General features: G+C 58.3%; 16 protein-coding genes and 2 pseudogenes. 6 read left to right on the top strand and 12 right to left on the bottom strand.

The genetic code is table 11. The features are described from left to right. Positions 1-174 precede the first annotated feature (174 nt). The 7 genes and pseudogenes from eccA to MLPF_RS04070 form a co-directional block, all read right to left on the bottom strand. On the bottom strand, positions 175-2,007 hold the full coding sequence (gene eccA, locus MLPF_RS04040; RefSeq protein WP_045843220.1) for a type VII secretion AAA-ATPase EccA: 1,833 nt from the start codon (positions 2,005-2,007) through the stop codon (positions 175-177). Then, a complete protein-coding gene (eccE, locus tag MLPF_RS04045) occupies positions 2,004-3,212 on the bottom strand; it encodes a type VII secretion protein EccE (protein WP_045843221.1) in 1,209 nt (402 codons plus the stop codon). The genes eccA and eccE overlap by 4 nt, the downstream gene beginning before the upstream one ends. Beyond that, on the bottom strand, positions 3,212-5,014 hold the full coding sequence (gene mycP, locus MLPF_RS04050; RefSeq protein ID WP_420329609.1) for a type VII secretion-associated serine protease mycosin: 1,803 nt from the start codon (positions 5,012-5,014) through the stop codon (positions 3,212-3,214). The genes eccE and mycP overlap by 1 nt, the downstream gene beginning before the upstream one ends. Further along, entirely contained in the window at positions 4,992-6,503 is a 1,512-nt protein-coding gene (gene eccD / locus MLPF_RS04055; protein WP_045843223.1) for a type VII secretion integral membrane protein EccD, read from the bottom strand. Before eccD ends, mycP begins: the two co-directional genes overlap by 23 nt. 259 nt (positions 6,504-6,762) lie before the next feature. After that, entirely contained in the window at positions 6,763-7,665 is a 903-nt protein-coding gene (locus MLPF_RS04060; protein WP_045843224.1) for an ESX secretion-associated protein EspG, read from the bottom strand. Between the two features lie 96 nt (positions 7,666-7,761). After that, positions 7,762-8,031: pseudogene (locus MLPF_RS04065) on the bottom strand (WXG100 family type VII secretion target); the annotation flags it as partial. Positions 8,032-8,617: 586 nt separating this feature from the next. Next, positions 8,618-8,928: pseudogene (locus tag MLPF_RS04070) on the bottom strand (PE family protein). A 3,245-nt stretch (positions 8,929-12,173) separates the two neighbouring features. Between MLPF_RS04070 and MLPF_RS04075 the strand changes: the two are divergent. Further along, positions 12,174-12,362, top strand: coding sequence for a hypothetical protein (locus MLPF_RS04075; protein ID WP_237817253.1), 189 nt, complete (start codon positions 12,174-12,176; stop codon positions 12,360-12,362). Between the two features lie 543 nt (positions 12,363-12,905). Here the strand turns inward: MLPF_RS04075 and MLPF_RS04080 are convergent. Both MLPF_RS04080 and eccB read right to left on the bottom strand, forming a co-directional pair. Then, positions 12,906-17,063, bottom strand: a complete 4,158-nt coding sequence (locus MLPF_RS04080; protein ID WP_045843225.1) for a type VII secretion protein EccC — start codon at positions 17,061-17,063, stop codon at positions 12,906-12,908. Continuing rightward, entirely contained in the window at positions 17,060-18,580 is a 1,521-nt protein-coding gene (gene eccB, locus MLPF_RS04085; RefSeq protein ID WP_045843226.1) for a type VII secretion protein EccB, read from the bottom strand. The genes MLPF_RS04080 and eccB overlap by 4 nt, the downstream gene beginning before the upstream one ends. 593 nt (positions 18,581-19,173) lie before the next feature. Here eccB and MLPF_RS16120 point away from each other — a divergent pair. From MLPF_RS16120 to MLPF_RS04105, 5 genes are all read left to right on the top strand, one after another. Continuing rightward, a complete protein-coding gene (locus tag MLPF_RS16120) occupies positions 19,174-19,269 on the top strand; it encodes a hypothetical protein (RefSeq protein ID WP_337588828.1) in 96 nt (31 codons plus the stop codon). Between the two features lie 71 nt (positions 19,270-19,340). Continuing rightward, positions 19,341-19,688, top strand: a complete 348-nt coding sequence (locus MLPF_RS04090; RefSeq protein ID WP_050039161.1) for a hypothetical protein — start codon at positions 19,341-19,343, stop codon at positions 19,686-19,688. 206 nt (positions 19,689-19,894) lie between these two features. Further along, the gene (locus MLPF_RS04095; RefSeq protein WP_236685058.1) at positions 19,895-20,125 is read left to right on the top strand and encodes a 4-alpha-glucanotransferase; all 231 of its coding nucleotides are present in this window, start codon (positions 19,895-19,897) and stop codon (positions 20,123-20,125) included. Positions 20,126-20,834: 709 nt separating this feature from the next. Then, positions 20,835-20,984, top strand: a complete 150-nt coding sequence (locus MLPF_RS04100) for a hypothetical protein (RefSeq protein ID WP_175266396.1) — start codon at positions 20,835-20,837, stop codon at positions 20,982-20,984. A gap of 62 nt (positions 20,985-21,046) precedes the next feature. Further along, a complete protein-coding gene (locus MLPF_RS04105; RefSeq protein WP_237817104.1) occupies positions 21,047-21,217 on the top strand; it encodes a hypothetical protein in 171 nt (56 codons plus the stop codon). Here MLPF_RS04105 and MLPF_RS04110 read toward each other — a convergent pair. The 3 genes from MLPF_RS04110 to glnA form a co-directional block, all read right to left on the bottom strand. After that, on the bottom strand, positions 21,214-21,444 hold the full coding sequence (locus MLPF_RS04110) for a hypothetical protein (RefSeq protein WP_237817136.1): 231 nt from the start codon (positions 21,442-21,444) through the stop codon (positions 21,214-21,216). The genes MLPF_RS04105 and MLPF_RS04110 overlap by 4 nt on opposite strands. A gap of 370 nt (positions 21,445-21,814) precedes the next feature. Continuing rightward, entirely contained in the window at positions 21,815-24,811 is a 2,997-nt protein-coding gene (locus MLPF_RS04115; protein ID WP_045843280.1) for a bifunctional [glutamine synthetase] adenylyltransferase/[glutamine synthetase]-adenylyl-L-tyrosine phosphorylase, read from the bottom strand. Between the two features lie 52 nt (positions 24,812-24,863). Further along, positions 24,864-26,204, bottom strand: a complete 1,341-nt coding sequence (gene glnA, locus MLPF_RS04120; protein WP_045843281.1) for a type I glutamate--ammonia ligase — start codon at positions 26,202-26,204, stop codon at positions 24,864-24,866. Positions 26,205-26,279: the final 75 nt, after the last annotated feature.

A 26,279-nucleotide genomic window follows, 5' to 3' on the forward strand; every position in this document is an offset into this window, starting at 1 on the left:
AGGGCAAAGTGAGTCAAGAAACTGTCAGACAATTGCAACAATCCAGTCGGCCAACACAAATAAGCTATTCACAATGGTACCGGGATACGAAGTCCAACGAGATGTTCAGCTGGAACCAGCTCAAGTACACTTGATCGGTCGGTTAACAGCGGACGCCGTTGAATTGCCAACCTGCTATGAAGACTTTCCCTCAGCCACCGCCGCGCTGAGGCCTTCGGCCAGGTCGGCACTAGTCAACTCTTTGAAGCGTAGCAGTTGGTCAGCGCTGAATTCGGTGAGGTCACTGGCCAGTACCGCATCGAGGTCCTCATCGTCGAGGCGGAAGCTACGGTGGTCACGGGCCTTCTCCACTACATTGCGCACGAAGCCGGCATTACCGAGCATGTCGATACCACGAATTAGATCTCCATCTCCGGAATAAGTCTCGTCAAGGTAGAACTTGGTGTACGAGGGCAACAACACCTGTGCTGCTTGTTCAGTGATGACATCTTCGTTCTCCTGGCCCACCAATTGGGTCAGCGCGATCAACTCCTCAGGGGTGTAACTGAAAAACTCGATCACCGTCGAAAACCGCCTTCGCAGACCCTGATTCACCTCAAGCATTTTATCCATCGCCTTGGCGTAGCCCGCACCGAACACCACCAGCTCGTCGCGATGGTTTTCCATATACAGCAGCAGCGTGTTGATAACCGCATTGCCGTAGGGGTCTCCTCGGGTGTAGCCCTTCTCATGTAAAGTGTGCATCTCATCGAAGAAGACCGCCCCACCCAACGCGCCCTCGAGCATCTCCTCGGTGTTTTTCTCCGCATCAGCCATATGCCGACCTAACAGCTTGGTGCGGTTTGTCTCGACTACGAGCGGCTTGCGCAGCACGGTCAATCCACACAGCTGCTTGGTGAAAGCGCGTGCTACCGAAGTCTTCCCGGTACCCGGTGGTCCAAGCAACAAGGTGTGGCGCGATGTCACCGGTACCGGCAAACCCATTTTGGCGCGGGCCAAGTTCACCCTTGTTGTTGACTTGATGAGTTTGATTTCTCGCTTGGCTTGTTCCATGCCCAACATCGCGTTGAGCTCGGCATCCCCTTCCGCCAAATACTTTGCGGCTATCTCAACGTAGCGGGCGGCCTCGGTCTGCGCACGGGTCGGGGCGCTGTCTGGATCCCACGGATCAGTGCGTGCCTCAATTGTTTCCGGATCAGTCAGTTTCAGACGAAAATTGTTGTTATCCAATGCCTCTCGAGCCAGAGTGAACTTTGCATCACGAGAATACACCCGGCGCAACAGCTCGACGGCTTCGTCTTCTCGACCAATATGTCGTAAGCACATGCCTTGGGTGTACAAAGCGATGTTGGCCGCGCCGGGCACACGGTCACCCTCGATTGCTTCCTGGCCACGCCGAAACGCCTCTTCAAAAACCCCAAGAGATGCCAGCGCAGAAGTCGCCATTGCCGCGCCCGCGGCCTTCAGGTCGGGATGACGCCACTGCTTTCCCTCGGGAAATTGGGTAAGCACGTCCGGCCAACGTTTAGTTCGGAAGTACAGCATCCCCTGCACGTAGTTGACCAGCTCAGTGTCGAAAGGATGCCGCGGCTCGACACCTTCAAGCAATTTGGCGGCTTCCGCGTAACGTTTCGCCTCGACTAGCACAGCGGCATAAGCGCAAGCCAACGACTCCACGCTGGTTACCGCTAGTCGTAGAAACAACCCGTCGGACACTTCGGGACGAAACTGCAAATCGGTGACCCCAAGGCGACGCGTCTCCCAGCCGAATGTCCTGACTGAATTCCATGCGCCGGCCAGCACTTCGATGCTCTGATCCCCTGCCAGTATTCGCGCCTGCCAAGCGTCACACATCCCTGGATCAAGCGTGGTGGCCGTCTTGAACATTTGCGACGCAACCTGTGGGTTGTGGCTGGGCTGCAGTCCGTTGACAGAAATCCCCGACGCCAGCAAGCCGGCGACCATAGCATAGCGGGCGTCTTCGGCAGTTGACTGTGGGCGCGTCATTGCCCTACAAAAAATAAGCTCGTTGAGCCTTCCCTCTCCCGTCCCACCGGCAGCACCAGCTTATCATGGTCGCTTAACTCTCGGCTAGGCACGACCAATATGGGTCGGGGCGCCGGCGCCGGCAGGCTAGCGCGCACCGCAGCTAGCTGGCGGCCGGTCAGTTGGTTGAGTCCGCTACATACTTCCCTGGACAATCGACTCTCGCTGTGGTAGCGCACCCACACCGATAGCCAGGTTCGGCAACCACGACTGGCGAGACGGATCGTGATCACAGTAGCCCTAATGTCGGAGCGGTCAGACAACCACAGCTCATCCAGTGTTTCGGAATCGATGTCTGACGGTGTCACCCAGAAACTAGTCGCGAATCCATTGAAGTGCTTGATATGGCGCCATCCCTGGCAATTTAACGTTGGTGCCAGATCGGCCAGCACAGCACTATCAACTTCCGCCAGCTCATCAGCGGTCAACGGCCGGGCCGCACAGTTTTGTCCATCGAGATCTTGGGCAAGTCGCTCAGTGGCCGCCACCAACGTCGAAGCCAACGAATCCCGAGCAGCCACCGCGACGACGTTATGCTGCGGATTCATCCGCAACACCAACCAGGTAAAACGTTGATAGGTTGGCGGGCAAGCACGCACCAGCCCCCACTCGTCGGACTCCCCGTTGTCGAGTACGGAAAGTTGGGCCGCGTTGCCGCCGCGGCGTATCTTCACCGAGACAATGTCGATACCATCGAGTCGGATATCAAACTGTCGCAACCCATCGGCAACGGCTTGTACCGACAAACTTGCCGGCGTTGTCCGATGCCGATGTCGCCCCACTGGGTCGTCTTCGCCATCGTCCACCGCGATCACCGTGACTAGCCGGCCTTTGTACTCACGCACCCCAACCATGTCGCATCCGAAACGGCGCCGATGATCGATCGCGGGCGTACACCCCGCCGTCAGTGCGGCACCCGGATCGGTAGAACAATCCCATACCCACGTGGCCAAACCCGACACCAGTGTGATGCCGTGGTAACTGACCAACGCCAGCACCATGACCACGACGGTGATTCCAACGCCCACACACCACACGACATGATGACCAGCCTGCCATGACTCCGGGACATGGCTCGCCACCACCAGGACGACAATATCGACCAAAAATACCGTCGTGACACGCGACCACGACAAAACCAACCCCAACTTGCACTGAGCCTTCATTACTGCCCCGCCTTCATCGCCGCTTTTGCGTTTCGCCGCACCAGCATCGCTGTACCGAACGCCACAGCGCCTATCAGTACTGCTGTGGTCAGTCCTCCGGCGGCCACCCACACAGGCACCATATCGCGGTGGGCCGGCAGCTTGGGCAGGTTAAGCGGTGACGACAAGTGCGGAGGCGGCTTTGCCGGGCCTTCAGGTACATCCCACGTAAGTGCTGCCAACGGGTCGACAATGCCATAGCCGACCTGGTTATCCACGCCGCGAGCCGGCGACCTGGCCGTGTGGATCAACCGGTTTATCACCTGGTACGCCGTGAGCTGAGGATATTTCCCGCGCACAAGCGCGGCCACCCCTGACACAATCGCAGCCGAAAAGCTGGTACCAGCCGGGGCCAGCAACGTGTTATCTGGACCGTCAATCGCATTGATTAGGCCGTCATCACGTGGTGAAAGGCCGATTATGTCTGTTCCCGGTGCCGCGATCGATACCCACGGTCCAGCGATACTCGTTTGGGTCAGCGGCTGGCCATACGAATCAACTGCACCGACGGTCAGCACATACTCGCTGAACCAGGAGGGCGTGACCACTGTCGTAACGCCGTTCCAGCCGCGGGGGTCATGCGGCTGCAAAGGATCAGACAGTGGGTTCTGCTTGCAGTTCTGCTTGCAGTTCTGCTTGCAGTTCTTCTTGCTGCTGTCGCCAGCAGCAGCAACGATGACAGCGTTCTTATCGACCGCCGCATAGCGGACAGCCGCTCCAAGCGCGCGCTGATCGATAACATTGCGCGCACTCATGCACGTCACGTCAGAGATGTTGATCACTGTGGCGCCCATGTTGGCAGCATGCACTATTGCTCGCGCCATAGTTTGAACGTAGTCAATTTTTTGCGATGTCTGCGGATCTTCGTCGCCGGTGTACGGGTCCTTAAGGCCAAAGGCCTGACTTGACTGGCGTATCGAGAGGATGTCAACATCTGGAGCGATCCCGGTGTATGCGTCGGGGCGCGACACAGGCGCTAGCGGGAGTGATGGTTGGTTCGGCACCGGGGCGAGTGGGCTCGGGTTGGCTGGGTCGTCGATGGCGATTACCTGTCGGCCGCCCGAGTAGCTGGGTATTGTCACGGTGCTACCACTCCGGCTACCCGACGGAGCCTGCTGGCCAGGTGGCAGTGGCGGCGGCACGCCCGGAGGCGACAGACCCTCTTCCGGGGGCGGCGGGGCCGGAATGACCGTCACGGTCTGAGGTAGTGGTGACAAGGTCACAGTCTGCGGCGGTGGCGGCTTCTCGGTGGTTGGAATAGGGACAGGCCTGCGCGGTGCCACGGGCACCGGTGCGCCGGTCGCCGGCTCCGCGCCGATCATTGACGCCACGATAGTGCCGTGGGCATCGCAATCTGACAGCCCATCGCCCCCAGCCATCACATAGTCGCCACCAGCAATCAGATGCGGGAACCTAGGGTGCGGAGTCACACCGGTATCAATGACGGCTACCTTCTGCCCACCACCACGACCGAATTCCCATGCATCGAACATGTTCAGCATGTCCATATACTTTGGCAGAAGCCGAAAGTCAGTGCCGGGCAGCACCCCGACCTCAGTGCAGTAAGAGTACTGTTTCATCGGTGTGACCGGTCCGGGAGGACCGTCTGGCGGCACCGCACCTGGATCAATCTTCGGAGGCGAAATCGCATAAGCTGGCGGCAAACCAGCAAATGCACCCGAGGTAAGTAACGCTAGTGTGACAAACACGCAAGGCGAGCAACCGCGTCGCGCCCTCTTACTACCGATACCGGATCGCGGTATAGACATCCATCAACCACAATGCCAGCGGGAAAATAGGTACCAGGCACAAGTATTCGATCCATTCCACAAGCTTGCGGAACAGCGGGCTATAGATCGTGTTGGGCACGACCGCCGCAGCTGTCAGCCCTGCGGCAGGCAGCAGAACCAATATTGCCGCCCCGATCGATACCGCCAACGGCGACGACAACACCAGCACGTACCGCATTACCACAGCAGCAACGATGAGTACCGCCGTCGCGGCCAACGTAATCGATTGCCAGCGATCAACATACGAGCGGCCCCGCAACAGCAGGAAAACCGAGTTAAACCCAGCTAGCAACAGCGGCAGCCAGCGCTGCCCGACGTGGGGGTTGCTCAACGCGGTAAGTGAAACCACCAACAACACACCCAGCCCCAGGAGCAAACCCGACAAATAAGACCGGGCACGCTCGGATTGCAGCAGCACATCGCGCACCGACGCCGGCCCCTCCAATACCGGCGGGCCTCCGTCGGAGTGCACCACCGTGGCAGGCAAATCGGGTCGCGCTTCAAACACCCACCGGCTGGTGGCCGACGGGAACACCGGTAGTCGAATGCCGGACAGACGGCGGGACAGAGCTGGTGCGCAATGATAGAGCGCCACACAGGTTAGCACCACACAGGAAAACAGCGTCACCGCGCTAATCATCGCGACCATCCGTGCCAGGCTTGCGATCGCCGCCACCACGCAAATGGTGATAATCGCGGTGTAAATACTGAGTTGACGACCGGTGAACCGCAGGACCAGCATCGCGGCAACCGCGAGCACCCCGAAACCCAACACCGCGTGTGGGGACCCCACCGGACCAGGTGGCGCGGCTGTTGCGGCCGCAGTCACCGGAGCAAGCCCACTCAACAGCATTATGTCACCGGTGCGTCGATCCTCCCGGGTAACGGCCCGCATAAGCACCAACGTGGACACCATCAATATCAGCAACGCAATCACCGCGGCGTAGATGACCGACAGCCAAAAACTGTGGTGCCAACGCCACCAGACCAGCAAAACTGACGAAGCCAACACACCTGCTGCCACCATCGACGCACCGACCTGCACGGCAACGATCGGGTCTATCACGGCGAATCGTTTGCTGAGATTTGCCGCGACCGCAGTAGAGATGTGCTCGATGACCTGCGATCGACGCTCGGTATCGGCGATGAACCGAATCCACAGTCGGTCGCCGTCGTAAACATCTTGCTCGGTCAACGACTGGGTGGGCCGCAACGGCGTGCCGTCAATCAGGCACAGTGCCCACCTGCCGCGCCCGGTAGACTCAAGCCCTCCTTCGCCAAGCTCACGCAGTCGAGTGTTCACTACTTTAAGCAGGGGTTCGGTCATCACCGACACCGGGGCGTTGGCATCAAGCAAAACGCTGGTCTGAGCGCCCTCGCCAGCCACGATGCCAACGACGACCGCTCGGGAGGACGATGTGCCCTCGATGTCGTTCTGTGGCACGTCAGCTACCGCGGTCATCGTTCTATACCCCCCTGGTGTGGTGAGTTTAATATCCCGCACCTCTGACGGCGCAGGGATTGCGCACCTGCACACGTTAAGGCTCTCTGGTAGGTGCAGCGCGACCAATTCCAAATCCCATTTACCTCGCGATTAGTGGTTATCATAACACCACTTTTTAACTTTGCTGCCGACTATAAAACAGCATGCACGGCTCATATCTTGACCGTACACGTTTTAGTCAAACACGTCGCAGCATTTTTACATTCCGCATTCGACGTCAGACCCTGCTGTTAGTTTTCCAGTCACCGTACGGCAGTGTGTCCAACACAGTCTTCACGCCCACCTGCACTAGTTGCGGGGTAGCCGGGCAGATCGCTAACCACACATCACTCGAACCCGCTGTCCGCGCTTGTTGATAAAGCGCGATACGCCCACTGGAACTGTCCTTTAACGATAGCACCGAGGCACTGGCGCCCTTGGCATCGTCACGATATTGTCGTGCATACACCGCGGCCTCAGCCGCGGGATCTGACAGCGCCTGGCCCAGCGCGGCCACCGTGGCGGCGCTGATACCCATACGCCGTAAATCTCTGCCGGAGAACACGTTAAAGCCCGCTTCCTGCCACGATTTCGTCGTTTCCAGCATTTCTTCTAGAGGCACGTTGACCGCGTTAATCGCCGCGGGATCCGCGTGGTGAATCGATTCCAGGCCATCCATCACTAGAGAAGTGATCGACGCGCTGTCCGCAACGACGACATCGTCAATGGTGATGTCGTTGCCAACCCGAACCGCTGACACCCAGCGCGAGCCACGACGAACCAACACCACCCGGAACTCGTTCTCGGGGATATCGCGCGAACCCGGTGGTTGGTTCTCGTCGTTGACCACTCCGTAGAGCAGTTTTCCCCGCGACAGCAAAGCAACAACTTCAAGGTCGGGTGCGGCGAACGCCCGCATTCGAGTCGCGACATGCTCGTTCACCTTGCCATTGACGACGATGCCCTGCTCACGCATGACTGCCATCCCGGGATGTTCATGCAGCCAGTCGTTGGAGTCGAGCGATACAAACGGCCTGCACCGTAGCTCCGGCGCGACATGTCGGATGTCCAGGAGTGCCTGGAGCATCCAAAAACCATCAACGTTGACAGTGATATCAGTGCGGGTGCTCTGTTGGTCCATCAGTACCTCAGGGGATCGACATGGTCGGACATTGCAGCACACAGACAACACACCGACGGGGGTTGTGCTGCCACGCCTAAGTATTGGGTGTTACGTTCAGCCGCCACCAACAACGCTATCGGTGCTAGCCATGTTAATGCTGGTCGTCTGCACTTTCTGCCCATGGACGCTAGTTTGCTTGTAAATTCACCTGGAAGTTACGACCCAGCTGGGTGATAAACTCCTGACAAGTCACCGAACCAACACCACCCCAAAAGTCCCTGAGCAGCAAGTTATCACGGATGATGCCCGGGTGCTCGTCTTCCAATGCCGTGGCTTGGGGCCGAATATTAGCCCATGGGCGTCGACGTCTCCGAACTGGTAACTGAATCATATTTGATATTCTCCTTACGGGTAGAAGGGTACGCAGCCACGGCTTTCCGTGCTAGTTGCCAAAGGCCTCTTCTTGCTGCTTGTAGTTGTTGGCGAAACACCTGACTCATCTGCCCTATGGGTCGTACAAATGCACCTGGGCGGTACCCATTGCAGCCCACGCTCGCAGTATTCAGCGAGAAAGGTCTACATATTGCGGACCGCATCCTCGACCTTCTGGGTATGCATCGCCAATCGGCCCGCAATATCCCGCATGGCGATCAGATAGATCATAAAACGTGGTGCCATGTTAGCTGGTGGACAGCGGTGGCCGAATCGATTACCCACCACGCAATCGCCGACCCGAATAATTTACCGATAGATCCCCCTTGCTTCTTTCAGCCGGCGACCGCCGAGCGCTGTAACGCGGTTAAACCCAGGACGGACCGCGACCGCAGCGTCCGCGTTGAGGAGATCCTCGTGGTTCTTCGCGGCACGGTGGCCGTCCACTCATAAGGACCCAAGATCACCAGCTGGCTGAAAGGTTGCCATGACGCCCACGCCTGTGGCGATCCTGTCCAAGCCTCACTTGCCAGCCGGATTAGCCGGCAGCAGCCGCATTGGCGGCCTTGGTAGCAGCGTAAGCGAAGGAAGAGGAATTGGTATTAAGGTTTGTCACAAACGACTCGTGAATTTGCGCTGTCAAAACATTAGCCGCACGGTACAGCTAGGCGTGCACAGTGAACTAGAGCGCGATCAGCAACTACACCTCATCGGCAGCTGCTGAGCAACCCACGCACCCGTCGTTGGGACCGCCGAAGCGACGTTCTGAGCGCTCATGGCCGTGCGGATAACCTGTAAGACGCAGCGACCGCGGCCAAAACCTCGGACCTGTGTAATCGCAAACAGGATGACTGTTCTTCCTCTAATATATCCCCAGCAATCGCTCTCTGTCGAGGATAGATGACTGTCTATGCACAACTGTTCACGGTACGACACCATGAATTCATCGTCGGTAACGCCACCGTAACAGCGGCCGACTCTGCTTGTGGTCGGATCAACACGATTAAAAACCTGTAAAAAATTGCAGTACACGCAATTCAAAAGCAATACTAACCAGTGCTTTTCAGAAAAAATTTATTGTAACACTGCATTAAAAATCGATCCACTGGACTAACCTTCGGAAGCACCGTCTAGTTACGGCCTAAGCGAGTGGTATTGAGAGGTATCCTTAGGACTCGGTGTTGATATCGCAACGCTATAACCGACCACTTCAACCACTGACAAACCAAAGCCAGGAAAAACGAACGAAAACGCTCAGGTGACTTTGTCAGAACGATTGTCCGCAGCAACTGCTGACGTCAGATTTGCGTGGTAATCCAGCAAAGGGTGGGCTGGCCATGACGATGGGGAGGTGGAATCCATATCAATGACCAGCAGCCGACCGCACCGACTACCTAGACCGGCCAGTGTCATCCCGCCCAGGAGGGGTTTCCGAACCCGCCAACTTCGGGATGACACTGGTATAGTGCTGATAGGTAACGGAGCAGCCGCGTTTGCCCCCGACAGCAGTCCGCCCCATACCGACGGAACCGACAGAAACTCGACTGAAGCCGTAGTGCCCCGCCTGCCGATATCAGTCCCCCGCTGTCACCACGCAAATCATCCCCACCTAAGCCGCCCCAACCCCCCCCTTTGCAGCCTCCCAGCTGCAGCCACCAGCGTCGCCCCACCACTCAACCTAACAGGCCTTTGCGGTCTGAACGAAGTTGCGGTGACCACACCGACACCGCAATAAGGCAGCCCCCCTCGGGGCTATAGAAGCTATAGCAGAAGCCCACTTACGGTGTATACGCGGTCAAAGCACTTCAAGTTTGGACAGAAAAGTGGCCGTAACGAACAGGATCTGCCCACAACAGCGACAGCATACTCACCGACGACCCCTAGGAACCCAATTCGGTCTGAAAATAATCTGAAAATAAGTTGGGTAATGGGTACCGTGAGAAACGACGTAACCACCAAGAGGCCGGCGCAACTATACACCGCCGCGGCATCTTGATCCCACACCTGACCCATATTGGGCCTCCAAGGCCGCAATCGAACGGTGTTTTTGGCGCAACACATTGCTTGACAACAACTAGCACCACCTCAGCACGATTGGCCGCGCTCAACAGCGGTGCACCACAGAGGCAAACGCGGTCTCAAAAGCCACTGAGGCCACCCTCGCCTGCATAGCCTTAGCATTAATCCAAGACATATTGCGGCCCGACCACTTCAGTAATCAACGCCGACGCGGACCCTGCCAACACCTCGCTCGAATTCGAAAGAGCGGTAACTGCCTAATCATAATCCATAACCACCGAATTCAACTCGGCAGCCAACGCATTCTCAGCTGACGCTGCAGCCGTCAACACTTCACGCTGAATAGTCACAAACGACACGCCCTCTCCCTCTCACTAACCCTTTAGTTCAAGGAACCTCGAAAATTAGTTCTTCATGACGCTAGTTGGTTCTCTCCGTGAGCCACCGCAATCGCTACTAATTGTTCATTTCCAAAAGACTACTGTTTATCCGCCGGTCCACCGTTTCTTCCCGCAATTCGCTTGTTGATACAGTCTTTGGGGAAGTGTCGAACATCCTTCCGGCGGATGTTGTTTGGGTAAGCACATTTTGGCATAATCTGTATCGGTGGATAAAGCCCGTGGCAGCGCGCTATATAATCGCCGCCCATCGGTCGCCCCCACAGTAGACCTCCAGCTCCCTTTGACGAACTATCGGATACATATGCTGACGGCCGCCAACTGGGCAACCAACTGTTCCACCGATCCGAGCAACGCACCCCTACGTAGGCGGCACCGAAATCAGCTCAATCCTGTTCACGGAGAAAAACAATTTACAACGCCTTACCACCCCATACCCAAACTAAGGTCGGCAAATTGCGAAATCAGATACCGTGTCCCGACCGAGCCTACCGTAGTTCCGTTGCCGAATGTCAACTGCCGTCCGGCTCAGCCGAAAAATTCTGGTATGCCTAGACCGAAATACGAAAGCTGCAGCCACCGCTATCAACTTTCGGTGTTGACAATAACGAGACGTGCCTTTCGCCTCAAATCCGTTCGGCGCTAACCGCGATCCGCCAAAGTTAATTCGTAACGAACATCCTAGCTACGAGACTCTAAGAGAAAAACATGATTCGTAAGATGGGTATGCTAAATATTAATGCAGAGCAAACCATTGTTAAGCTGCCATAAAAGTTCCAATAGACTCGGTCATGGCCACCTGCACAAACACCTAACTTCTAGATAGCCGATCGGAAGCGAGTTCAGTTAGTCCTCTTCGAAAATGAACGCCATTGCTAAGTAAGCTGCGACACCACCTCGGTGTCGACTGTGCGTCCTCCGACCGTATCTCATACTCCTCAAGGGTAGAATAACCCGAGTCACCAATCGGGGAAAGTAGTGAACCACACGGCGTAGCATTGCTCGCGCCCCACGCACTTGGACTGTTCTAGAGAGGAACCTTAACACCGGTATCCTCACTCACGTAAGTCGGACAGAAGCCAAATCCGGCCATAACTGGGTCAAGACGTAGATTAGCTGCTGGGCAAGCAACGGCTACGGCGGCTCGCCACCGAAAACCATCCGCCAGCGCTACAAACCGGCAACTAAGGCCAGACCCCATACGGACAGCCTGCAAAGGAGGGGTTCCGAGAACAGAGAACAAACAAACGAAAGACATGAGCACCATTCGACGAAGGCCAACCCGACACAATTCATCTACTGCAGCTTGAATTCTCAGCATTGCCTACGGCCACCGACAGAAGTGTGAGATGGAAGATACTGCACGGTGCAAGGCCGATGATTTTCATGAACGGCTGATATTATCTAACATGTCGTGAAAATGTGTTCTCCCCACTGCATCAATAACGCAAGAGTTCTCCTCAAGGGAAGCCACTGCCGTTGCTTCCACTAAACATTCAACCCAGCCGCCTTAAATCTTGAATAAGGCGCTGCCGGCATTGCGTAACCACACTGTTGCCATGCTCAAGACTATCGCCAGCCGGGAGGAGTGTGAGACTATGGCCTCTCTGTTCCCTTTGTAGCTGTTCCTTGTCCTGTACGGACTATCAGCCGCAGGATCATGACTATCTGATTGCCTTGAATGACGTCGTCATCGGCATGTCAGACAAGCCCTTCCACTCCCAAGCCGACATTGCTGCTCAGCGAGAACTGCGCGAATATCTCGTGGATGCCATTACCGAACGCAAACAGAACCCTGCCGGACGTGCTGTACCAGGTTCTCATCGGCGAAGAGCCGCTCAGCGAAATCAAGATATTAGGCTTTGAGTCACTTGTTGATAACGGCTGAACTGGACACTGTGACGGCGACCGCAAGTTTCCCCCTGATCGAACCCACACGCAGACAGCAGCTGCGCGCGATGCTTCGTGACAAGCCCAAGCAGATCAGGTATTTATCGAAGATAATCGTACAACTCGAACCGTCAAAGTCAATAATGGCTTACATTACTACCGAATCCGTCCACGTCGACGGCATGACGCTTTCTCCAAGCTCACGGGTGCAGTTGTGTATATTCGCGATCAACCGCAACGACACCGACGAATTGGTTATAGACAGAAAAGTTCACCGAAGCTAGGGGTTGCGGTAGACCGCACCAATGCCCAGATCATATTTACGCGAATGGAACTAGCCATTGCTGTCGATTAGTGGTTGAAACATATCCGAATTCGAACTGATGTAGAGGCTACCCAACCAAAAAACCAAAAGTCAATGCCTGTCGAAGTTTTTCGTGCTTAAGGTATTGCCGCTACGCTGAAACTAGTCAAATCCAGGTAGTGCAAACGCGCTAACGAGATAACGTAACTTGCCCACTATCGGCGCACATCGGTCGCTGCCACCTGCACCAACACACCGGTGTCTTCGGCCATCAACAGGCCTCGGCCGCAGGGCAACGGACCGCCCTTCATCTTGCCGCGGATGAAGCCCTCATCGGGATCAGCGTCCATAACCAGCAATGGTGCGTTCGCCTGATGCAGGGCCCGCAACATCGGGTCACTGCCCGCCGAAGACCAGCCGCCGAACGTGCGGGTGGCAATGACATGCAAACCGACATCACCGGCTCGAGTCACCCAGGGAACAACCTTCTGCAGCGGTGAATCGAAACCGGACGGTAGTTGCTGGATGTCATCGATGATCAAGAAGATCTCGGGGCCGCTCCACCAAGATCGCGACAATAACTCTTCCGCAGACAGACCAGGCGGCGGCTCACGGCTGGCCAACAACGCCGCTAACTCACCCACCATGGCAGATACTCCATCGAGGTTGTAGGCGAACTTTTCCATATAGCTGGAGCCCAGCGCCGTCAGCAGCTGACGACGCGGATCGATCAGCCATACCTGCGCAGAACGTTCTGACGTCGGCGGTGCACTGGTACCTCCCGGCGCATAGAGCCGGCCGATTTCGGACATGATGGTAGACAGCACCGTGGTCCGGCCACATTCACGTCGACCCGTTATCATCAAATGCGCGTTTTCGGCGAAGTTTAAATAGACCGGTTGCAAGTCCAATTCCGATATCGCCCAAGCGATTCCTCCTACACCAACCCCTTGACGGGTGTCTCGGACTGCCCACTCGCGCACTTGTTCCACACCGAACCGAGCTGGCAACCGGCGCACAGGTGGGGCCTGGGCGCTCGTTAACCGACTGACCGCTGCGACCACGCTGTCGGACTCGAAGACGTTAGCGGGGGTATTGGCCAACGCTGGCCGGGCGACTAACGCGTGCAAACCCGCCTGTGGATCGCTGTCAAGTCGGACGTAGTTGACCGTCACCATGCCGCGTCCCGGCTGGACCGGAACGTCCTTGGCAAACCGAGAACGCACCAACTTGGCGTCTTCCACAGCAGCCAAGCGCAACTCGACTCGGGAACCGAAGCCGCTACGCACCGGTGGCCTTAGCTCTGATTCACGATCAGCAGTGACGATAACGTGCACACCGAACGAGGGGCCTTGATTGATGATCTGGTTCACCTGCTCGATCAACACCTCGTTTTCCTCGAACAGCGCCCGGTAGTTGTCGATCACCAGGTAGACATCACCGAACCCATCATGAGGCGCCGGACCCAGCTCACCACCGAACTTGCGGCGCCGGAACACCTCCATCGAGGCAATCCCGTGTTCGAGAAAGCTACGTTTACGATCGCGAACCAGGGCCAGCAATTCGGCCACGGTACGGCGCACACCGTAAGGATCCGTAGGACCTGCTACCTCGCCGACGTGGGGCAAGTGCGCCACCGTGGTTAACGCGGTGCTGCTGTAGCCCAGACAGTAGAATTGAACCTGTTCAGGGGTGTGAGTCAGTGCTGCCGAGCATATCAGTGTCTGCAGCGCAGTGGTTTTTCCAGAACCACCAGCTCCCAGAACCAACACGTTGGAGCCAGATCCGGAGGTGTCAACCGTCCACGCCGGCTGGTCATGCTTGAATGGCCGGTCAATAATACCTATGGGAAACACAAGATTCTTGCTCGAGCCGTAGTCCTTTTGCCAGGGGTGACCCAAAAACCGGTTGACCAAATCGTCGATGGCAACGGGCTGGTTCAGCGGGGGTTGCCACAACCGGTAAGGTTCAAAGTCGATCCTGCGAAGCTGATCAATGATTACCGTACCGATTTTCGGTGTCTTGATCCCTCCTTCGACTTCTTCCCCAGCGATCTCCTCGTCGAACACCTGACCATTGGCCAAAACAGCCTCCGAATCGACCTCGGGGCCTCCTACACTCACCTCGAGTGGCGTGAATAAGTTGGTAAACAATTGCGGGCGAACATAGTCGATGTTGTGCACCAACACTGGTTGTTCTTCGCCGTCGAGGGTGACGGCGCGGAAGTAGTCTCGCCACAGGAACTCAGCCTGAAACCGGATGACGTCTTCACGACTCTTACGAAAATACCCCAGACCCGCCTGAGCCGGTAGGTTCACCGCGTTCGGCACGCCAGCCGCCTGCGCCGCGCCAACAGTACGTGCTTTCAGCACCAAACGGTAGCCCATGTTCTCCATGAGCTTTTCCGCTCGGCTCTCAATGGTCTGCGACGCCATCATCAAGTGAATCCAGTAGGCGCGGCCCTGCCGGCCGATTGAGTCGAGCACGTCGACCGCCGTCGGCATGATGCGGAACCACTCGTAAAACTCGTCGATGACCACCACCAGCATCGGCAGCGCCGGCATGTCCTGGCCGCGCGTCCGCATCCTGGTGCGCACCGAGTTGTATTCTTTAGCGTCGTCCACACCGGCGTTGTCGCAGATCGCTTTGCGGCGGGCGATTTCGCCCCACAGAGCATCCAAGAAGCGCTCCATAAGCACTTGGTCTTCTTCAAGGTCGGTGATGATCCGGGACACGTGCGGAACGCCGGCGAATGGCTTGACCGCTGACCCGCCTTTAAGGTCGGCCAACACGAACTGCAGCTCCTCCGGCGGATGAGCGAGCATCAACGATTCGATCACGGTTCGCACTAGTGTCGATTTGCCCGAACCAGTTGTCCCCGACATCACCCCGTGCGGACCATCGCCGCCTTCGTCAAGCGATTTCATGTCCAAAAACAACAGTTCACCGTTGTCGGATCGATTGCCGAACGGTACCCGCAATCGCGACTTGCCCATTGCATCGGTGCGGCGGTTCCACAGCGCGTCAAAGTCGATAGCAGATGGATCATCAATTCCATAGTAGGACAAGATATCTCGAGCGCCGATATGGACCACTCTCTGACCAATCTCTTCGTAGGCCTCGGCTGGCCGCCAACGCGCCAGCTTTTGGGCGAACTCTTCAGCTTCGGCGAAGCTAAGTTGGTCGGCGAGGGCGAAAAACCAAGGCTTGTCGTCAATCACCATCCAGGTATCACGGTCGCGCGGCAGCGCGTCAATCACACCTTTTTCGTTAAACCGCAAAGTGCGCTTCGGGACTCCTGTCCACATCGAAGAACCGGTCAGGTCGAAGAACGTCACACCGTCGACACCTTCGGCGCTGATCACGTACTCCCACTCCGGATCGACGACGTCCGCGACTATCAGGTGGTGAGGTGTCGGGGTTTGTGCCGACGAACTGACGTGCCGAGGCATAAACGACCCCCGACCGGTGAACAATTCGGCTTGCTCCGCGGCGAATTCCCGTACCGAACTGTACACCATCCGCGCGTTGCCTGCTGCGTCCTGACGTCGGGGATCACCGAAATGCGGCAGCCACTTCACCCAATCCCACTGCTCCAAATCGGAACTGACAACCACCATCTGCACGTGGTCAGGACCGTGCGAGAACGTCAGTTGGCAAATGATTGACCGCATCAATCCCAGCGTCTGCTCGCGGTCCCCAATTAGCGCATACCAGGGTTCCACCAGCAACGAAACCATTTTTGGCAGGTTGTAGACAACGTTTTGATAACGCCCGAACTCCTGTAGCGCCTTCCCGGTTACCGGCTCCAGCTCGATGTCGGTCGGCATATTCTGCGGTTCTCCCCACGTCACCTCGGGACGCGTCATACCCACGCCAACTCGGACGACGCAGAAATTGAGGTCCTTGCCATCAGGCTTGCGCTCCCACATTCTGGACGATCCCACGGCAGCAACCAACGTGGTGGGCGCCGGGTGAAACCACCGGTAATTGGCGTCCATGCTGTCGGCCGACTCATTAGCGGCCTCACGCAGCGTGTCCAGCATCAACATGAACTGGGCGCGCATCGCGTCCAGCTTCGGCCGGCTCATTTGCTGCTGTCCACCCATTCGGCCGCTGAACATCATCATCGAAACACCGCCGATCATGAAAAGCGGAAAAATCGAGCCGACGCCCCCGAACACCCGTGAACCGCTGGCGAACGTCATGGCGACCATGCCGCCCACCAGGCCGATCACTACGACGCCGACCACGATCATCCACCAGGGCTTGCCCTCTGGTGGCGGAATACTCAAAGGTGTTGGCAAGACAATGTTTTCCGGCCTGACAACCGGAGCCTTTTCCGGTGTCGGCCGTGCGAAGCCACGTTTCACTTCGGTACTACCAACTCGGCAGGAGTCATGTCCATCGGTAGCGTTTCATGCTCAATCAATGCATCCACTCGGGACAGTGTCGGTCCTTGCGGCAATAGCCGCAAGGCCACCCAGGGTGCCAAACTGGGCGTGCCGTTCAAACCTAATGAGTCACGCACGTCCTTGGTGTCTTCCACCCCAAACCGAGCGCCCGTCCGCGTGACCCACCATAACGATTCCGTTGTTTGTGCCGATGGATTGTTGCCAGTGACCGCAACGAAGTTGGCATAATTAGAACCGAAGTAAACTTGGTCAGCTTCGCGTCCAGTCGTGTCCGCCTTCACCAACGACACCACCTTATTCACATCGGCTGAGTTAATCGGAATGGTTGACCCAGTTATCACCTGGATACGAGACCGATTCTCACCAGCGGTCCGTTCCCACCACCAGCAGGTTGACGGATTCTCTCGGAGGTCCACCACCTGCAACGGGGTGTCGGGATAAGCAGACAGATCCAGCTTGTTGACCACCGGCATCTTTACCAACACAGAGGGTGCCACGGTAATTAGTTTGGTGTTCCCTGGTTTACCGGCGTTTTGCATAATCTGGGCCACCAGTGGGGGGAGCGTCTCCACGCCGTCAGCCAACACCAGCGAATACTGTTGCGGACCACTGATCTGTGGTGTAGCGATCACCGTACCCACCGGGCCCGGAGCACCCGGAAAAGAGGCCGGATTGCCCTCGTTTGGTACGTCTGGCACCACCAAGTCGGGCCCCACCGGCAAAGCATCGAACAACGCCCGACTCATCGGGCGCGCTTGACTGACTTGCTCTGGCGTCAAGCCCAATGGCAACAGCACCGACCGGTTCATGGCATCGATGCGGGACCGGCGTCCCTGCCGGATGACCCAGGCATCCCCGCCATAGTTCAGCACTACCGCATCCGAGCCGGTCAACACCCGCCGATGGCCGGACAGGTCTGGGGATCCGTCGATCACTGTGACTGTCACCCCCGACGACGACCCAGCCCCGGTCGAGGTGGCCACCGTGTCGCACACCAACCATGATGATGTTTGCGGAGTTTTGGGCGAGAACTCCGACGGTGCACCTGGAATACCCACCAACGGTCCATGCGGTAGTGTGGCGATCTGACTGGGCCGAACCAGGTGCGGATTGTCCGGTCGTCCGGTAATCAGCCGCGCGGAAGCCAGATTCAAAGCGGGGTACAACCTATCCCCTACCCGGACGTACAGCGCGCCGGAGTCACGGTCAGCGATGATAGGCGACTCATTCAGCTGGCCGGATGGACTGATAAACGACCACAGCAGCGCTCCCAGACAACCCACCAATGCCGCGGAAACCGAAGCCACCACCGCCAGCGTCTGGCGGCGACCTGGTTCGACTTCCATGCGGACACGCCACCGCGTCAACGCCATTGCAGTTCGGCGGGCCAGGAACTGGTAACCCGTCACCTGGGTCCGTGTCGACAAACCAAGGCCATACTCCGACCCCCGCTGCCCACGGCTCTCTTCGGCCACGTTAGATCGCCTTCCGGTCTAAAAACTCCTGTACACTGACATGGCTTTAAAGGCTATGCATTACTCATTCTCGATAACCGTAAATCACGTGTATCTACCTTGGCCAAAGTAGATACACTCGCCCATCTCGACACCGGACTACAATTCTTGAATGCGGTCAGCCTGCCGGTCAACGGAACCGCACCAAAACCGGGGTAGTATAGCTGTCAAGGTGATTACTGAACCGCCACGTTCATGTCCCACATCCGCACTTTCACAGCATGGTAGCCGTGGATAGCTAGGCTCGGTCCTGTTGAGCGTCCACTCCGGCCTCCGTCTCACTGACTGCGAAATAGTTCATTTGGCAAACCACCCCAAGGGGGCTATTGGGCAGAACGTACCGTCACGGGGCGCATCCGGGACTCAAGATTGGCGGCATGGCTAAACGTGCGCCGGTAAGCAAACGACATTTTGGGTGCAGGTGAGCCACGGCACTCCCGCCGAAGTATAGTTGCAAGCTCGATGACGACAAGAAACGGGGCGGGCTGCAGCAAGTCAACAACTTCACTCCGCCTTTCGATCTGGACGGACGCTGAATCGACAAGGCCAGTTTCGTGACGCCCACCGATTTGCCGCTGGGCTACCACCGCGTACAGCTATGTTCTGGCAACCCCCAGACCAACACAGCGCTCATCATGACATCGGATTGAATCGGTCTGCCGGAGCAGCTCGGCACCCGCCAGGCACAGGGCCTAACCGCCCAGCTCTCCAGCGCTATAGGGTGCGGTCCCAACAGTCCTGGGGTATTGGTGATCTCACCGATGCATGGCCGGCATCCCAGCACGACGCTGACTATGTGGTGCTGATCACTCCATTACGCGCGTCCACCCCGGCGATTCCCATAGAGTCGTCGGGGTATCTGCCGACTGCGCGACGCTTTATTATTAATCTTAATCGGCTACATATAGACGTCGAAGCAATCCCGGAATTCTCCGGCCTGAAGAAACGTGGCCGGGTACAGGAGCTGCGGACCGAGGTCCGGCACGCGCCGGTCGACTCGGCACTAGCGACCGTGACAGCGTATAGGTGGCCAAGCGGGCGACGCTGCTGCTGTATCGGATTACCGTGATCAGCAAGCCGACAGATGGCTTACACCGCCTTCTGCCAAAGTTAAGTACGCGCATTCGACGACTTCGCCACCTGGTGCGCGTTGGCCGAATGCTACGGCGGCAACTGGCCCTGCTGGCCGAGCTTTCTGCAGCATCTGGCCGGCACCAAGTGTCGCCCGTTTCGTTGAAAACATTCGAATGCCATTGATTTCCACAGCTGGCTGCAATGGCAGCTCCACGAAGAACTCACCGTGGCACAATCGCATGTAGTGCCAACCGAAATGTCTTGGTCATCGGGCACAACCTGATTGTCGGCGTGCACCCGAATGGGACCGACGCGTGGGCACAACAAGATACGCTGGCGCAGCGCATAACCGCGGGCTCGCCGCAAGATGAATTCAATCAACTCGGCCAAACTTGGTCGCAGCCGCCATGGCGGCCGGATAGGTTAGATTGAGCTGAAATACCACCCCTTCCGTGTGCTGATCCAGGCTGTGCTACGTCACCCCGGTGGAGTACGTGCATCGACTAGGTTGTTCCGGCTGTGATGGATCACGTGAGGGGGCACTGTCAACCCACGGCACCTACGTGCACTACGACCCATGAAGCGATGATCGACATCGTCTCCTTGAAAGCGCACTGGGCCGAAGCGGTTATCTTCGCCAAGGACCTCCGGCACGGTCGAACCGCGAGTGCGTGACTAATCTTACTGCAGGGGCTTGTCAGGCACCTCGATTCTCTGGTTTGAGGCTGGATCGGGACGGAACTGGCGGTCCATTTCGACCGGAACTCTGGCACAAATACTGCTTGTCGTCGGTACCCAGGATCTACCGCCAACCGCCGGCTACCCGACTGGCGACTATATGCGGCTACGGGAGTCACTAGGGTCTGTTGACCCGGCCGGGCGAGGTAAAGTCAAGTCCAGCTACGCCGACCTGGAGACTTGGATATGTGAGTTGCGCCGGGTCGGGTTGCTAGAAGACCAGGAAGCGGACTCTAGAACAGATTGCTCTAGCCTTTTATCAGTATCGGGGCTGAATGCCCTCACGGCTGTTGGGGGTGATGCTGACCGACGCAGTCGATGACCAACGGACGCAGATCAGCCAGGCATGAACAGCGAATACCCAACTAGCAGATTCCGCTGAACCGGCCCCGACGGCCAGCTGTTGCTTGAAGACGTGTTCGCTGGCTTGGTCACTGCCGCATTTGGTGCACCTGAACTGCTCGCCCGAGCCGTTGTTGTTGTGTGGTGGCCGGGGGTGTTGGTGTTTGTGGCAGGAATTGTTGGTCGGTTTCATAGGTGGCAGGTGAAGTAGTGTTCTGGTGTGCCATCGCTGGCCGATACGGTCGGGAGTTTGGTGGGCTAGCCTAGATCTTGTTGGCGCTGGGTGTTGGGGGCGCTTTCGGGTGCATGCTATGGCTGTGGGGTGTCTGTTTGTTCACCGGCCCTCGGCCAGCCGGTGTGCCCCCGGCTGTGTTGGTGCCGTGTTGGTTTCACAGTTCGTCGATGACCTCGCAGCCGGTGATGACGCGTACGGCGGTGCTCTAGCCTAGGGCAGTACTTGACTTTTTGTGGGGATCGACCGCGGAAGGAAGATAAAAGCCATCCACGGCGTGATCTGGTGACTTGTGCGCGTGGCGGGCTAACACATCACCAGAAAAGCGCAACTGATCCCCGGCCACCCGCCACACCATACGCACCCCCAGCATCGCCAGCTTCGATGTCGCGGCCGGCGACCAACACCAACTACTCAGCGGCCCTTGCAAGCAGCCCACCTACGCCGCGACCAACCCTAAACCACCAACACAACCCAGGCAGTGCGAACTAGCTCATCCACCAGCGCCTCACACACTGATGGATGAGCCCAATCAGGCCGCGGCTTGCCCCATAGCAGCAGGCGACCGCCAACCCGATACTTCACGCCCCATGGCCAAAACAACTCACTGAGCAGTGATTCGGTAACCGCTTAGACCGCACTCGCGCCTGGCCGATGAAGTCATAGTCAGCCTGGGTAAGAACGGTCGCATCGACCCTAGACCCCGAACATCACACGGTGTCAATCACGCACTGAATGACCGGCAGCACCAAGATTAGCTCCTCTTCGCTTAAGACCTCGATGGCAGCCAGCCGGAGCAGATTCCTGCTTCAACTACCAAACACCTTGCGCACAAAAGTTTTTGCACGTCGCGTCACCCGTAGATAGTTGTCCAAGAATTCGCTGCCGTCGCCATTTGGCCAGCCGGCGGCGACAGCGACCGCGTTGAGCTGGCGTCCAGGCCCTGGCAGCTGGTCGGTGGTCTTACCCCGGACCAGCACCAGCGCATTGCGGGCCCGGGTAGCGGTCAGCCACGCTTGCCGCAGCAGGTCCACGTCTGCTTCGGGGACCAAGTTGGCAGCAGCGATAACATCTAGGGATTCTAATGTGGAAGTGTTGTGCAGAGCCGGCAGCTCGTGCCCATGCCGCAACTGCATCAGCTGCACAGTCCATTCGATGTCGGCCAGTCCCCCGCGGCCTAGCTTAGTGTGCGTGTGGGGGTCGGCACCGCGCGGTAATCGTTCGGCCTCGACGCGCGCCTTCATCCGGTGAATCTCACGCACCATCTCGGCCGATACACCATCGGGCGGATAGCGCGTCTTATCGGCCATCAGCAGGAACCGCTGGCCCAGATCCACGTCGCCGGCAACCGCGTGCGCGCGGAGTAAGGCCTGAATCTCCCAAGGCTGAGCCCACTGCGCATAGTAGGCAGCATAGGCACCCAAGGTACGAACCAATGGCCCGTTGCGACCTTCGGGTCGCAAATTGACATCAACATCCAGCGGCGGGTCAACGCTGGGTGTCCCCAACAGTCTGCAAACCCGTTCGGCGATCATCCCCGACCACCGCAACGCTTGCGCATCCTCGACCCCAGTGGCCGGCTCGCAGACAAACATCACGTCTGCATCTGACCCGTAACCCAGTTCAGCACCGCCTAATCGGCCCATACCGATGACCGCGATGGCCGCCAACGCCTTGCCATCGTCAGGCAGGTGAGCCCGGATCACTGCTTCCAAAGCGGCCTGCAACACCGCCACCCACACCGACGTCAGTGCCTTGCACACCTCGGTGACCTCCAACAAGCCCAGGAGGTCCGCGGAACCGACCCGGGCCAACTCACGACGCCGCAGGCTACGCGCGGCGGCGATGGCCCGCATCGGGTCAGCGTAGCGGCCTGCCGAAGTGATCAGCGCGCGAGCCACCGTCGCAGGCTCGACCTCCAGCAGCTTCGGGCCCGTTAGCCCGTCTCCGTAAGACTGAATGACCTCGGGCGCGCGCATCAGCAAATCTGGCACATACACAGAGGTACCTAGCACATGCATGAGCCGCCTGGCCACCGCTGGCTTGTCACGCAACGTGGACAGGTACCAGGTTTCGGCCGCCAACGCCTCGGATAAGCGCCGGTAAACCAATAGCCCGCCGTCAGGGTCGGGCGAATACGACATCCAGTTGAGCAGCCGGGGCAACAGCACCGACTGCACCCGCCCTCGCCGCCCGCTCTGGTTTACCAGCGCCGATATGTGTTTCAACGCGGCCTGCGAACTCTCATAGCCCAGTGTGGCCAGCTGCCGCTCGGCTGCCTCCGATGTCATGCCGTGGCGAATTTCTAGGCCGGCCGGCCCGATCGACTCCAACAGCGGCTGATAGAAGAGCTTGTCATGCAGCTGCGAGACCCGCAGGTTCTGGTGCTTGAGCTCCTCGCGCAGCACCCCCGCAGCGTCGTTCCGGCTGTCCGGATGGATGTGCGCCGCGCGGGCCAGCCAACGCACCGCCTCTTCATCGTCGTCTTCGGGCAGCAGGTGAGTGCGTTTGAGTCGCTGCAGCTGTAGTCGGTGCTCAAGCAGCCGCAGGAACTCATAGGAGGCGGTCAAGTTCGCGGCGTCCTCGCGGCCGATATAGCCGCCCTCGCCCAACGCCGCCAGCGCGTCTACCGTGGAAACCACACGTAGCGTCTCGTCACTGCGGCCGTGCACCAACTGCAAAAGCTGCACGACAAACTCCACGTCTCTCAAGCCGCCTCTTCCGAGTTTGAGCTCGCGGCGGCGGACATCCGCAGGCACCAGCTGCTTCACGCGCCGCCGCATAGCCTGTACCTCGGCCACGAAATCCACACGCTCACAGGCGACCCAGACCATCGGCATCAACGCGGCTAAGTAACGCTCGCCCAGCTCCGCATCGCCAACCGCCGCGCGGGCTTTCAGCAACGCCTGGAACTCCCAGGTCTTCGCCCAGCGCTGGTAGTAGACAACGTGCGACTCGACCGTACGGACCAGCTCACCGCTGCGGCCCTCCGGGCGCAGCCCGGAGTCCACCTGGAAGAACGCCGCCGAAGCCACCAGCATCATCTCACTGGCCACGCGAGTGCTGAGCGGGTCAGCGTGCTCGGCGACAAAGATGAGGTCGACATCGCTGACGTAGTTCAGTTCGCGGGCCCCCCATTTGCCCATCGCGATGACCGCCAGCCGCGGTGGTGTGCGATCACCACACACAGTTTTCTCAGCCACCCGCAGTGCGGTCGCCATCGCGGCGTCCGCGATATCGGCTAGCTGAGCGGCGACCAGGGTAAACGGCAGTACCGGCTCGTCTTCGACCGTTGCTGCCAGATCGAGCGCGGCCAGCACCAGCAGCTGGTCATAGTATAACGTACGCAATCGAGGCAGCACCGAGTCTGGCCCACCCAAAGTGTCGTTCCCCAACTTGCTCACGCACTCGTCGAAAGCTTGGTGCAGCTGGGCACGGGACGGCAATCTGACCCTGCCCCGCAACAGCTTCCAAGACTGCGGATGGGCGACCAGGTGATCACCTAACGCCAACGACGAGCCCAATACGGCAAATAGCCGTCCACGCAGACCGCGATCGGTGAGCAAAGCCGCGTTGAGCTCGTCCCATCCGGTGGCTGAGTTCTCGAACAGCCGGACCATGGCGCGCAGCACAGCATCGGCGTCGGGTGCCCGCGATAGCGACCACAACAGGTCCACATTTTCCGGGCTATCGTAGTCATACCAGCCCAGTAGCGCGAGATTCTCCGCGGCAGGAGGGTCAAGCAACCCGAGCCGGCCGACGCCGGGCAGCTTGGGGCGCTCCGTCGTGGGCTTGCTCACAACCACAACGGTAGTCGCAACACATCCTCCGGTCGAACCTAACCGTAGAGAATCTAGGCTACAACGACAGGTAGGTCTTCAGCTCATAAAGCGTGACATGACTGCGGTAGTTAGCCCATTCCGCACGCTTATTACGCAAAAAAAATTCAAAAACATGCTCCCCCAGGGCTTCCGCGACGAGCTCGGAGGCCTCCATGGCACCAAGAGCACTGTCAAGACTGGTTGGCAACTCGCGATATCCCATCGCGAGCCGTTCTTCGGGTGTGAGGTCCCAGACATTGTCCTCGGCCTGTGGCCCCAGCACGTACCCCTTCTCCACCCCACGCAAGCCAGCGGCTAGCAGCACGGCGAATGTTAGGTAGGGGTTGCAGGCTGAATCGGGACTGCGCACCTCGACCCGCCGCGATAAAGTCTTGTGCGGCGTGTACATCGGCACCCTCACCAGGGCAGACCGGTTAGCCGCCCCCCACGAGGCAGCGGTGGGCGCTTCGCCGCCAACCACCAACCTTTTGTAGGAGTTGACCCACTGATTGGTGACCGCACTGATCTCGGAGGCATGCTCAAGTATCCCAGCAATGAACGACTTGCCCACATCCGACAGCTGTAACGGATCGTCGTCGCTGTGGAAGGCATTAACGTCACCCTCGAACAAGCTCATATGGGTGTGCATCGCTGAGCCAGGGTGTTGCGCGAATGGCTTGGGCATGAATGACGCCCGCGCACCGTTTTCGATCGCGACTTCTTTGATGACGTAACGGAAGGTCATCACGTTATCGGCCATCGACAGTGCGTCGGCGAAGCGCAGATCAATCTCCTGCTGGCCGGGCGCGCCTTCATGGTGACTGAACTCCACCGAGATACCCATGAATTCCAGGGCCTCGATTGCGTGCCGGCGAAAGTTCGACGCGGAATCGTGCACTGCTTGGTCAAAATAGCCGGCGTTGTCCACTGGAATGGGCATCGACCCGTCCTCAGGCCCCGCCTTGAGGAGGAAGAATTCGATTTCGGGATGGACGTAGCAGGAAAAGCCAAGGTCGTTGGCCTTTGTCAGCTGACGTCGCAAAACGTGTCGCGGATCCGCCCACGATGGCGAGCCGTCCGGCACAGTGATGTCGCAGAACATCCGCGCCGAGTGGTGGTGGCCGGCGGTGGTAGCCCAGGGCAGGATCTGAAAGGTCGACGGATCCGGATGCGCTACGGTGTCGGATTCCGAGACCCGGGCAAAGCCCTCGATCGAGGATCCGTCGAAGCCGATGCCTTCCTCGAAGGCACCTTCTAACTCAGCAGGAGCAATCGCGACCGACTTGAGGTAACCAAGCACGTCGGTGAACCACAGGCGCACGAAACGGATGTCCCGCTCCTCAAGCGTGCGCAACACAAATTCCTTCTGTCGATCCATAACCCGAACATTATGCAACTGCTGCTAATCTGATGTTACCAAGCTAGCCCATTGGCATTGCGAAGTTCCCAGGTA

Source organism: Mycobacterium lepromatosis, assembly GCF_000975265.2.
GTDB classification, from domain to species: domain Bacteria; phylum Actinomycetota; class Actinomycetes; order Mycobacteriales; family Mycobacteriaceae; genus Mycobacterium; species Mycobacterium lepromatosis.